Source organism: Tabrizicola sp. (assembly GCF_031377265.1).
GTDB lineage: Bacteria > Pseudomonadota > Alphaproteobacteria > Rhodobacterales > Rhodobacteraceae > JAUYQR01.
This window is the reverse complement of sequence record NZ_JANMET010000118.1, coordinates 1-10505: the sequence shown is the minus strand read 5'-3', so window position 1 is coordinate 10505 and position 10505 is coordinate 1. Positions and strand designations below refer to the sequence as shown.

The window sequence follows — 10505 nt, the reverse complement described above, 5'->3', positions numbered from 1 at the left end:
GATTTTGAACGCATGGTCAGAACCGGGAGACGCAAACACTGACTTTGGTTGGTTGCTGCCTGTCGACAAGTCCTCGATGTCCAGCACAAACTTCGTGTTGTTTTGATCGTTGGAATAGAGCTGGATCTTGTCTGTTACCCGGACGAAATCAGCGGTCAGGTAGCCAAAAGCCGCGGCACCCGCCGAGAATGACGCACCCGCAATCAACACGACCATTGCCGCAAGTTTCCAGGTTGCGGTTGCAACCTTTTCTACTTGAATGATTTTGCTGCCCTTCGTTTCTACTGGCATCACCGGTCAATCTCCCCGAACACCACATCCATCGTCCCGATGATGGCACTCACGTCGGCCAACTGGTGCCCTTTGCAGATGTAGTCAATTGCCTGCAGGTGCAAAAACCCCGGGGCCCTGATCTTGGCGCGATAAGGTTTGTTCGACCCGTCCGCCACCAGATAAACCCCAAACTCGCCCTTCGGCGCTTCAACGGCGGCATACACCTCACCGGCGGGCACGTGGAAGCCTTCGGTGTATAGCTTGAAGTGATGGATAAGCGCTTCCATCGAGGTCTTCATCTCGGCCCGCTTCGGCGGGGTGATCTTGCCGCGCGCCAGCACGTCGCCCTTCTCCACCCGCAGTTTCGCGCAGGCCTGACGGATGATCGAGGTCGACTCGCGCATCTCCTGCATGCGGCACAGATAGCGGTCAAAGCAGTCACCATTGGTGCCGACCGGGATCTTGAAGTCGAACTCGTCATAGCACTCATAGGGTTGCGCGCGGCGCAAATCCCAGGCGAGGCCCGATCCGCGCACCATCACGCCGGAAAAGCCCCAGTCCGATATGTCCTTCTCGGTGACCACGCCGATATCGACGTTGCGCTGCTTGAAGATGCGGTTTTCGGTCAACAGCCCGTCGATATCATCCAGCATGCGCGGGAATTCCACCGCCCATTGGTCAATGTCTTCGACCAAAGCGTCCGGCAGATCGACATGCACGCCGCCGGGCCGGAAATAGGCCGCATGCAGCCGCGCGCCGCTGGCCCGCTCATAGAACACCATCAGTTTTTCGCGTTCCTCGAACCCCCACAAGGGCGGCGTCAGCGCGCCGACGTCCAGCGCCTGCGTGGTGACGTTCAGGAGGTGGTTCAAGACCCGGCCGATCTCGCAGAACAGCACCCGGATCAGGCTGGCGCGGCGCGGCACCTCCGTTCCGGTCAGCCGCTCGATCGCCAGACACCAGGCGTGCTCCTGGTTCATCGGCGCCACATAATCCAGCCGGTCGAAGTACGGCAGGTTCTGCAGGTAGGTCCGGCTTTCCATCAGCTTTTCGGTGCCGCGGTGTAAAAGCCCAATATGCGGATCGCACCGTTCCACGATCTCGCCGTCCAGCTCCAGCACCAGCCGCAAGACGCCATGTGCCGCAGGATGTTGCGGTCCGAAGTTGATGTTGAAATTGCGGATCCGCTGCTCGCCCGTCTCGAAATCGGACGACCCGTCGTCGTAGCTGTTCTTGCGAATATCGCCGTCCATCATTTCGTCCCCTTCTGATCACCGGGAAGGATATACTCGGCCCCCTCCCAGGGAGACATGAAATCAAACTGCCGATACTCCTGCACCAGGCTCACCGGCTCATAGACCACGCGCTTTTGCGCCTCGTCATAGCGCACTTCGGTATACCCCGTGGTCGGAAAATCCTTGCGCAGCGGATGACCGCGAAAGCCGTAGTCCGTCAGGATGCGCCGCAGATCGGGGTGGCCGCTGAACAGGATGCCGAACATGTCGAACACCTCGCGCTCGAACCAGTTTGCGGACGGATGGATCATGTGGATCGAGGGGACCATGTCTTCGGCGCGCACCGACACGCGCAGCCGTATGCGGTGGTTTTGGTACATCGACAAGAAGTGATAGACCACGTCGAACCGCGCCGCGCGGTCTGGATGGTCGATCGCGGTAATGTCGACCAGCGAGGTAAACCGGCACGACGCGTCATCGCGCAGGAATTCCACCAGCCCCTCAAGGTATTGCAGCGCCACCGTCAACGTCAGCTCGCCATGCGTCACATCCGACGCCAGCACCGCATCGGGCTGCTTCAGCGCGATGATCGCGCCCAGTTCTGTCAGGGCTTCAGACATCGCAGCTCCTCAACGGGTAATGGTGCCGGTGCGGCGGATCTTCCGCTGCAACTGCAAGATGCCATACAACAACGCCTCTGCCGTGGGCGGGCAGCCCGGCACATAGATATCAACCGGCACTATCCGGTCACAGCCGCGCACGACGCTGTAGGAATAGTGGTAATACCCCCCGCCATTCGCACAGGACCCCATGCTGATCACATAGCGCGGCTCTGGCATCTGGTCATAAACCTTACGCAGCGCCGGGGCCATCTTGTTGGTCAGGGTGCCTGCCACGATCATCAGGTCCGACTGGCGCGGGCTGGCGCGGGGTGCCGTGCCAAAGCGTTCCAGATCATAGCGCGGCATGCTGGTGTGCATCATCTCGACCGCGCAGCAGGCCAGACCAAAAGTCATCCAGTGCAGGCTGCCGATCCGGGCCCAGTTGATGATGTCTTCGGTGGATGTCAGCAGAAAACCCTTGTCCTGCAATTCCCGGTTCAGGCCCTGAACCGCGACCTCATGGTCGCCGCCAGCCGTGTTGGCGCCCGCCATCACTCCCATTCGAGAGCCCCCTTCTTCCATTCATAAGCGAACCCGATGGTCAGCACGCCAAGGAACACCATCATCGACCAGAACGCCGCCATGCTGATTTCGCCGAAGGCCACCGCCCAAGGGAACAGGAACGCCACCTCCAGGTCGAAAATGATGAACAGGATCGACACCAGATAGAACCGCACGTCGAATTTCATCCGCGCATCGTCAAAGGCGTTGAAGCCGCATTCGTAGGCGCTGACCTTTTCCGGGTCGGGATTGCGCACTGCCAGAACCGCCGCCGCAAGGATCAGGACAAGACCCAGGCCGACGGCAACGGCCAGAAGAACAAGTATCGGAAGATACTCTCGGAGAAGCATATCCACGAGGGGCTCCTTGCTGCTGGCGACACGCGAGCGGTGGACATATCCGGCCCGCTTGATCTCAATCGCCCGTTTACTCTGCCCCCTGCGCGGGGTCAACCGAAGGCGGGCCGAAAACGCCTTGGTCGCAATGCGACATTTGGCGCGCCTTCCACCGCTTTTCCGTTCGATCGTAAGAGCTTGCTCAAGACGCCGCAAAGACTGCAAAAAATTTCTGCACTGCAGGAATTGCCACCCTTTGCTGAACGGCAGCGTTTCCTTACCTTGACCGTTGCAACCACAGCCCCTTACCTCTCGGCTGAATAACCGAAAGGCTCAGCCAATGCGTTCCCTTCTTGTCACTTCACTGATCGCAATGGTCGCCGCGACCCCGATCCTCGCGCAAACCTGCGAAATCGACATCGATGCTGTCGATGCCCGGATTGCCGACCTTGAACGCAACTACTCAGGTGTCCTTTCCGACATCGGCTGCGATGCCCCGACGATCCCTGCGCATCAGATCATGTGTGACGCCTCGGATCAGCCGAACGCACAGCTGTGGCGCATGGGCCGGCTTGACACGCTGGCTTGGGTTTATGCGGTGGAAAACGCCACTGGCCAACAGGTCGATCAGGAAAACCCGCCGCTGGACGAAGATTTCATCGCCCGCCGTGACGCCTGCACCGACGCCGCCTGCCTGTGCGACGTGCTGATCAGCCATACCAACGACAGCCTCGGCGGCACCTCGCCCTATCCGCAATGACGCGTCCGGGGCACATCGGCCGTTGTCAGAAGACCCCCTGAGCGGCGATCATCACGGCCCCCATGCCCACGATGCTGCTGCCGTCGATCAGACCGGCCGACCGGGCCTTCTGACTGAACAGCGATCCGCCAAGCTGAAACGCCGCACAGGCAAAGATCGCAAGCAACGCCGTGCCCAAAGCGTCCGTGTTGGCCGTGGCACCGATCACGCAAGCCAGCAGGAACGTCGCCCCCAGGTGCACCCCCATCGCCAGGGCCGGAAACCGTTCCGGTCGCTGCAGGCCATGACTGCCTGCCGCCCAGGCCTTGCCGAACAACGGGCCGAACCAGACCCAGGCAAAGGCGACAGCCGTCCCGACCAAGACCGCCAGCCAGTTCATCTCAAGCATCCCTTCTGTCACGGCACGCTCCCCTTCAGACGAATAGGGCGTCGAGCTTGCCCAGAATTCCCGCCCAGCCCTGAGCATGGCTGTCGCGGCTTTCCTCAGTGGTGAATTTCACATGGGTCAGCACCACTTCGGTGCGATCCTTCACCGCGCTCAAAACCAGTTCGACCTGCGTGTCGGGGGCCGACCAAGGGGCCTCCCAAGTGAAAACGATGCGCGAATACGGCGTCAGTTCTTTGTAAGTACCCTCGTGCGGCAGGTCGCGATCAGCCACCATCATCACGTAAAAGCGGCCGCCGACGCGGGCATCGGCCCGTGCCTCGCGCACATGCCTGTCCGGGCGCGGCGACATGAACCGGGTCATCATCGCGGGGTCGAGCCAGGCTTTGTAGACCTGCTCAGGGGTGGCCTTGATGGTGCGTCGGCAGGTTAAGGAAAGATCAGTCATCGGTGGCATCCTTTGTGAGCAAACGGTCAAGCACTTCCAAACGCTGATCCCAGATCGACCGCAGCCCATTGAATCAGCGGTCTATTTCGCCAAGGGGCTGCATCAGAACTTCGATCAGATGTTCGCGCCAATGTGTCTTTCGGCTGACCAGCCCGGCCCGTTCCAGAACCATGATATGCTTCGAAACGGCGTTCAGGCTGATCACGAAACGCGCCGCGATCTCGGTGACACGTGCGGGCCCTTCCTGCGCCAGATGCGTCAGGATCGCCCGGCGTGTCGGGTCACTCGCGGCCTTCAGGATCAGGGTCAACTGGTCTGGGTCGATTGGTTCAACCACTAAGATGAATGATGCCAGATGACGGCTTACCCCAACTCCAGCGGATGAAACGCGTAGCCTTGGGCCAGCGCCGAAATCCGCCCGATGCCGGGATCGGGCAGATGCGCCCCCGCCACCACCAACCCCTGCTCCACCGCCCGTGCCATCAGCGCCTCACGGGTCGCCCGCGCCTGGGGCTGATAGGTGTCGAACACCCAGGTCACTTCGGGCCGCGCGAACTGCACCGCTGCGTGATGCACGATGTCGCCCCAGATCAACAGCCGCCCGTCCACCAGAAACGCCATGTGCCCCGGTGAATGGCCCGGTGCGTTGATCGCAACCACCCCGCGCATCGGCCCATCGCCCTGCTCCAGCGGCATCAGCCGTGCCAGCACCGGGGCCATGCGCGCATCGGCCCGGAAATCCGCCAGTTCCTCGGTCGCAACAAAGACCCGCGCGGCATTGGGAAACCTCAGCCCCCCGTCCGCGTCTACCAGCCCGCTAAGGTGATCCACATGAGTATGGGTCAGCGCCACCGCCGTTACATCTTGCACCGCGACCCCGGCTTCCAGCATCGCCTCTCCCAGTCGGCCCAACACCGGGTGCCAGGCATCCGCCGCCCCCGTGTCGATCATCAGGCAACCGGCTGGGCCCTTCACCAAGAAGGCACGCACCGGCAGACGCAGCTTGCCACCCACCACGTCGGCTCGGGCCAGTTCCGCTTCCGTCAGCGCCGCCCCATCGGGGGCCCGCAGATGCGTAAGCGGCATCGCCGTTTCGCCATCCGACAGCGCAATGACCGTCAGATCGCCCAGTTCCACCTCGGCCGACAACGGCCCCATTCGTACCACCCGCATCAGCACCAACTCCCTCTTGGGCCTGCACCATAGGCACGGGCATGCCCACCCCGGATCATCGCCCGCGCCACATCCTGGCCGTCCAGCTCCAGCCGCAGCAAAGCCCGGCCGTATTTATCGGTGCCCTGATGCGTGACCTTCAGCTGGTCGGCTTTCTGGATCAGCGTGCGTAGGGCCCAACTCGCTCGCTCTGCTGCAATCAGCTCGGCCACACATCTGGGCGAATATTTCTCCGGCGTGTCAAAGCCAACAAGCCGCCCGCTCTCCATGCCTTCCTCGGGGCACATCAGCGTGACGGTATCGCCGTCGACCACCCGCATAATCCGGCATGTGCCCCCTTCGCCCGCCACAGGTTTCAGCGCCGCGTTCACAAGGTCGGCCACCCCGGGCACCACGAACATCACCATCACCCCACCAAGCATAACGGTCTTGAGATAAACCCGCGGATCAACAAGCCGACGCAGGAACCGGGTCACAAGGCCGGGGGGCCGGGCCGGGCCAAGAAGGCGCGCCATCACGCTAGTCCGCGACCGGCACTGTGGTCGGCGTCAGCGCCTCGGCTTGCGCGGCCGACAGAACCTCGGCCCGAATGATCCGCGAAATCAGCGCCACATCCTCGGGCGTAAAGGTCAGCGGCAACCGCATGTCGATCAGCCCGGCCAGCACCCGGTCGGTCTGTGGCAAAGGCTCGGGGTTGGCATAGCGCCAATGCGCATAGCGACTGGTAAAGGCCACCGGGTCGGCCGCGCCGAACCATTTCAGCTCCACCCCCCGCGCCGCAGCGCCTGCGACAAACGCCGCCACCCGTGCGGTCTCCCATCCCGGCAGCAAGAACTGGAAGGACGAACCCATGTACTCCTCCCACTCCGGCCTGGCGATCAGCCGCACTCCCGGCGTATCCGCCAGTCCTGCCTCCATCCCCTGATACAACGCCCGCCAGCGCGCGCGGCGATCTGCCAGCATGGCGATCTGCGGGCGCAGCACCGCCGCGCGCAGATTGTCCATCCGGCTGGAAATGTTCGGCACATCCAGCCTCAGCCGCTCGAACACCTCCACCTCAGGGGCCGCCCGGTGCCGCGCGTAAAGCATGTAGGACCCCGACAGCAGCACCGCCCGCGCCGCAAGGTCGGCGTCATCCGTCACCAGAAAGCCGCCCTCGCCCGAATTCATGTGCTTGTAGGTCTGCGTCGAATAGCAGCCGATCGCCCCATGCCGCCCCGACGCCACCCCGCGCCAGCTGGCCCCCATGGTGTGGGCGCAATCCTCGATCACCTGAACCCCAAGCCGCCCGCACAACGCCATCAGCGCGTCCATATCGCCGACATGCCCGCGCATATGGCTCAGCAGCAGCACCTTCGCGCCCGAGGCTTTGGCCATCACTTCAAGATGCCCAAGGTCAATCGTCAGATCCTCGGTCACCTCGACAAACACCGGCCGCGCGCCAAGGCTGGCAATCGCCCCCGGCACCGGGGCCAGCGTGAAGGCGTTCGACAACACCGCATCGCCGGCCACGACCTGACAGGCCCGCAACGCCGTGGCCATCGCCGATCCGCCCGATGCCACCGCCAGACAGTAACGCGCGCCCGTCAGCGCCGCGAACTCTTCCTCCAGCAGCGCCGCCTCGGCCACCTCACCGGGCAGCGTGTTGTAGCGGTGCAAGCGCCCGTGTCGCAGCACCGCCAGCGCCGCCTCGATCCCGGCTTCCGGGATCGGTTCCTGCTGGGTAAAGCTGCCGTTGAACCGTTCCATCCCCGCGCCTCAATTCCCGGCAGTGCGGCGCACCACCTTCAGATAAAACACCAGCACCAGCGCCAGCAGCCCCGCGGCCAGAAAGAACGCCATATCCGGCGACTTCACCACCGCACCGTCCCGCATGAAGAACCCGAAGACCTGGCTGAACATCACCGTCCCGATCAGCATCGCCACATTCATCACTGCCGAAATTCCGCCCTGCAACTCGCCCTGCGCATCGTCGGGCACCACTTTCGACATCATCGCCACCAGCATCGGATGCACAAACCCCTCCGGCCCATGCACCACCAACAACAGCATTACCACGACCAGCGACCCCGCCAACCCATAGCCCAGCGCCACCACCACCGCGACGATCATCCCGAACAGGCACACCCGCCATTCGCCAAACCGCGCCACCGCCGGACCCGTCACCACCCCCTGAAACACCGCCGTGATGATTCCAAAGGCGGCCAGCGTCAGCCCGACCACCGCCTCAGACCAGCCAAACTTCGCCATCCCCCAGAACGGCCAGATCGCAGGATACACCGCACTGGCCGTGAAATACACGAACAACACCGCGCACAGCGGCACCACGCCGTGATACTGGCGAAACACCTTGAACGCCCCGAACGGGTTCGAACGCCGCCACTCGAACGCCCGGCGCTTTTCCGGCGGCAGCGTTTCGGGCAACACCAGCCAGCCGTAGATAAGGTTCAGCGCCGAAATTCCGGCAGCCACATAGAACGGCACCCGCGGCCCCAGCTCGCCCAGCAAACCACCGATGGCCGGGCCCAGCACAAAGCCCACCCCGAACGCCGCCCCCACCAGACCGAACGCTTTCGCGCGGTCCTGCGGTTCGGTCACATCGGCGATATAGGCGTTGGCAATCACATAGGACGACCCGCAAATCCCCGCGATCACCCGCCCGACGAACAGCCAGAAGATCGTGGGCGCCAGCGCCGAGAACAGATAATCCACTCCCAACCCAAAGATCGCCAGCAACAACAACGGCCTGCGCCCGAACCGGTCTGACAGGTTGCCCATCAGCGGGCTGAACAGAAACTGCCCCAGCGAAAACGCAGCGAACATCCAGCCACCGACAAAAGCCGCGTCACCAAGGCTCATGCCGCCCACTTGGGTGATCAGCGCGGGCAGCACCGGCATGATCAGACCAAAGCCCACCATGTCCAGAAACACGGTGATCAGCACGAAGGTCACGGCATGGCGTGACGCGGGGACGGCAGCGGCAATACTCATGGGACCGGACCCTAGGGTTGCTGCCGGAAACTGTCAAACCACCCGGACAATCCGCAGTGTCGCGCGGTCGATCCCTCAAATTTGACTAAAATTTCGGCTTCCTCTTCACCAAATATCCCACAGGAGGTCTGGAGGGTGTGAAACCCTCCAGTCCCACAAAAGCCCCCTGCGTTCACCCCAAAAGCCTTGCCGCCAACCCCGGCAGATCGTCGAAATGATCCAGCAACGCCTCGGGCTGCAGCCGCGCCACCCCCGCCCCCTCCGGCCCAAAGGTGACCAGCGCCACCGGCACTCCGACGGCCAGCCCGGTGTTGCGGTCGGTCTCGGTATCACCCACCAGCATCGACCGCGCCACCGTGCCGCCCGCCAGCTGTACCGCCGCCACGTAGGGTGCTGCATCCGGCTTGCGCGTCGCCAGCGTATCCGCCCCGATCAGTGCGCCAAAGGCCTCCCGAACGCCCAACCGGCGCAGCAATTCCTCGGCCAGCGCCTCCGGCTTGTTGGTACAGATCGACACCGCGTAGCCTTGCGATTTCAACGCCTCGACCGCCGCCATCGCGCCGGGATACAGCACCGTATGCACAGCAATCGCGTCCCGATAGGCGCGCAGCAGCAGCGGATACCCCGCATCCACATCCGCCTCTGACCACACCCGCCCGATCCGCTGATACCCCAGCCGCAGCATCGCCCGCCCGCCATGAAACGCGGTCAACGCATCCGCCGGCCCCAACAAATCCCCATGCCCGCCGGCCCCGAACACCGCATTGGCCGCTGCCAACAGGTCGGCCGAGGTGTCGGCCAGCGTTCCGTCCAGATCAAAGACCACGCATCGCATTGCGGCATTCCTGTAATGTGGCGTGAGGATTGGCCCCTTGCCACCCCGCGCCACGGGGGTAAAACGGGGCCAACAAGAATGAAAGGGGCAGAATGCAGGTTTCAGCGCCAGTCTCGGTGATCGTGTTGGCGGCGGGTCAGGGCACGCGGATGAATTCCGATCTGCCCAAGGTCCTGCATCCGCTCGCCGGTGCGCCGCTTTTGCACCACGCGCTGACCACCGCCCGCAGCCTCGATCCCTCGCGCATCGTCGTGGTCACCGGCCACGGGGCTGACGCCGTCACCACCGCCGCCCTCGCCTTTGATGAGGCGGTTGATGCCGTCCTGCAAGACCCTCAAGCAGGCACCGCCCATGCCGTGGCCCAAGCCGCGCAGCTTCTGGCCGCACCGCTCCTTGCTGACGCGCCGGGCGAGGCGATCGTGCTTTACGCCGACACCCCCTTTGTGCGCGAAGACACCCTGCGCGCCATGCTGGAGGCGCGCCAACGCCACGCCGTCGTCGTCCTCGGTTTCCACGCTGCCGACCCCGGTCGCTATGGCCGGCTGATCGCCGACGGCGAAACCCTGCACAAGATCACCGAATGGAAAGACACCACCGAGGCAGAGCGTGCCATCACCCTGTGCAACTCCGGCGTCGTCTGCGCCGATGCCGCAACCTTGTTCTCGCTGATCGCGGCGGTCGGCAACGCCAATGCGGCGGGCGAATACTACCTGACCGACATTGTCGAAATCGCCCGCAGCCGTGGTCTGTCCGCCGGGGTCGTGCTCTGTGACGAATCCGAAACCCTGGGCATCAACACCAAGGCGCAGCTGGCCGATGCCGAACGCGCCTTCCAGACCCGCGCCCGCGCCGACGCCCTGGACAACGGTGTCACCCTCACCGCCCCCGAAACCGTGTTCTTCGCGCT

Annotated in this window: 15 protein-coding genes; 2 read left to right on the top strand and 13 right to left on the bottom strand. The window is 63.5% G+C overall.

Going from position 1 to position 10505, the window contains the following annotated elements; all coding sequences use genetic code 11:
- The 5 genes from RMO18_RS06950 to RMO18_RS06930 form a co-directional block, all read right to left on the bottom strand.
- Positions 1-294: hypothetical protein (locus tag RMO18_RS06950; protein WP_309664788.1), on the bottom strand; the 294-nt coding region annotated here is incomplete at its 3' end.
- A complete protein-coding gene (locus tag RMO18_RS06945; RefSeq protein WP_309664787.1) occupies positions 291-1529 on the bottom strand; it encodes an NADH-quinone oxidoreductase subunit D in 1239 nt (412 codons plus the stop codon). The genes RMO18_RS06950 and RMO18_RS06945, both read right to left, overlap by 4 nt.
- Positions 1526-2128, bottom strand: a complete 603-nt coding sequence (locus RMO18_RS06940) for an NADH-quinone oxidoreductase subunit C (RefSeq protein WP_309664786.1) — start codon at positions 2126-2128, stop codon at positions 1526-1528. Before RMO18_RS06940 ends, RMO18_RS06945 begins: the two co-directional genes overlap by 4 nt.
- Before the next feature lie 9 nt (positions 2129-2137).
- Positions 2138-2662, bottom strand: coding sequence for an NADH-quinone oxidoreductase subunit B family protein (locus RMO18_RS06935; protein ID WP_309664789.1), 525 nt, complete (start codon positions 2660-2662; stop codon positions 2138-2140).
- Entirely contained in the window at positions 2662-3027 is a 366-nt protein-coding gene (locus tag RMO18_RS06930; protein ID WP_309664785.1) for an NADH-quinone oxidoreductase subunit A, read from the bottom strand. The genes RMO18_RS06935 and RMO18_RS06930 overlap by 1 nt, the downstream gene beginning before the upstream one ends.
- 319 nt (positions 3028-3346) lie before the next feature.
- Here RMO18_RS06930 and RMO18_RS06925 point away from each other — a divergent pair, with 319 nt between their 5' ends.
- Positions 3347-3766 (top strand): hypothetical protein, encoded by a 420-nt coding sequence (locus RMO18_RS06925; RefSeq protein ID WP_309664784.1) that lies wholly within the window; start codon positions 3347-3349, stop codon positions 3764-3766.
- 25 nt (positions 3767-3791) lie between these two features.
- On the opposite strand, the gene RMO18_RS06920 is transcribed toward RMO18_RS06925, so the two are convergent.
- The 8 genes from RMO18_RS06920 to RMO18_RS06885 form a co-directional block, all read right to left on the bottom strand.
- Complete coding sequence (locus RMO18_RS06920) at positions 3792-4166, bottom strand: DUF1761 domain-containing protein (protein WP_309664783.1); 375 nt, start codon at positions 4164-4166, stop codon at positions 3792-3794.
- A 13-nt stretch (positions 4167-4179) separates the two neighbouring features.
- Complete coding sequence (locus tag RMO18_RS06915; RefSeq protein WP_309664782.1) at positions 4180-4599, bottom strand: SRPBCC family protein; 420 nt, start codon at positions 4597-4599, stop codon at positions 4180-4182.
- Positions 4600-4672: 73 nt separating this feature from the next.
- Positions 4673-4936, bottom strand: coding sequence for a metalloregulator ArsR/SmtB family transcription factor (locus RMO18_RS06910; protein WP_309664781.1), 264 nt, complete (start codon positions 4934-4936; stop codon positions 4673-4675).
- 26 nt (positions 4937-4962) lie between these two features.
- The gene (locus RMO18_RS06905; RefSeq protein ID WP_309664780.1) at positions 4963-5772 is read right to left on the bottom strand and encodes an MBL fold metallo-hydrolase; all 810 of its coding nucleotides are present in this window, start codon (positions 5770-5772) and stop codon (positions 4963-4965) included.
- Positions 5772-6287 (bottom strand): thermonuclease family protein, encoded by a 516-nt coding sequence (locus RMO18_RS06900; protein WP_309664779.1) that lies wholly within the window; start codon positions 6285-6287, stop codon positions 5772-5774. The genes RMO18_RS06905 and RMO18_RS06900 overlap by 1 nt, the downstream gene beginning before the upstream one ends.
- 4 nt (positions 6288-6291) lie before the next feature.
- Positions 6292-7521, bottom strand: a complete 1230-nt coding sequence (locus RMO18_RS06895) for a DegT/DnrJ/EryC1/StrS family aminotransferase (protein ID WP_309664777.1) — start codon at positions 7519-7521, stop codon at positions 6292-6294.
- Positions 7522-7530: 9 nt separating this feature from the next.
- Positions 7531-8763 carry a TCR/Tet family MFS transporter gene (locus RMO18_RS06890; RefSeq protein ID WP_309664776.1) on the bottom strand — a complete coding sequence of 411 codons (1233 nt, stop codon included), beginning with the start codon at positions 8761-8763 and terminating at the stop codon, positions 7531-7533.
- Positions 8764-8935: 172 nt separating this feature from the next.
- Positions 8936-9598 carry an HAD family hydrolase gene (locus RMO18_RS06885; RefSeq protein WP_309664775.1) on the bottom strand — a complete coding sequence of 221 codons (663 nt, stop codon included), beginning with the start codon at positions 9596-9598 and terminating at the stop codon, positions 8936-8938.
- A 92-nt stretch (positions 9599-9690) separates the two neighbouring features.
- Between RMO18_RS06885 and RMO18_RS06880 the strand changes: the two genes are divergently transcribed.
- The coding region (locus tag RMO18_RS06880) for an NTP transferase domain-containing protein (RefSeq protein WP_309664774.1) at positions 9691-10505 on the top strand (815 nt) is incomplete at its 3' end.

Bases quoted from the DNA above. Each gene is read 5' to 3' on its own strand.
- RMO18_RS06945 (WP_309664787.1), bottom strand. From the start codon at position 1,529: ATGATGGACGGCGATATTCGCAAGAACAGCTACGACGACGGGTCGTCC.
- RMO18_RS06940 (WP_309664786.1), bottom strand. From the start codon at position 2,128: ATGTCTGAAGCCCTGACAGAACTGGGCGCGATCATCGCGCTGAAGCAG.
- RMO18_RS06935 (WP_309664789.1), bottom strand. From the start codon at position 2,662: ATGGCGGGCGCCAACACGGCTGGCGGCGACCATGAGGTCGCGGTTCAG.
- RMO18_RS06925 (WP_309664784.1), top strand. From the start codon at position 3,347: ATGCGTTCCCTTCTTGTCACTTCACTGATCGCAATGGTCGCCGCGACC.
- RMO18_RS06915 (WP_309664782.1), bottom strand. From the start codon at position 4,599: ATGACTGATCTTTCCTTAACCTGCCGACGCACCATCAAGGCCACCCCT.
- RMO18_RS06905 (WP_309664780.1), bottom strand. From the start codon at position 5,772: ATGCGGGTGGTACGAATGGGGCCGTTGTCGGCCGAGGTGGAACTGGGC.
- RMO18_RS06900 (WP_309664779.1), bottom strand. From the start codon at position 6,287: ATGGCGCGCCTTCTTGGCCCGGCCCGGCCCCCCGGCCTTGTGACCCGG.
- RMO18_RS06895 (WP_309664777.1), bottom strand. From the start codon at position 7,521: ATGGAACGGTTCAACGGCAGCTTTACCCAGCAGGAACCGATCCCGGAA.
- RMO18_RS06890 (WP_309664776.1), bottom strand. From the start codon at position 8,763: ATGAGTATTGCCGCTGCCGTCCCCGCGTCACGCCATGCCGTGACCTTC.
- RMO18_RS06885 (WP_309664775.1), bottom strand. From the start codon at position 9,598: ATGCGATGCGTGGTCTTTGATCTGGACGGAACGCTGGCCGACACCTCG.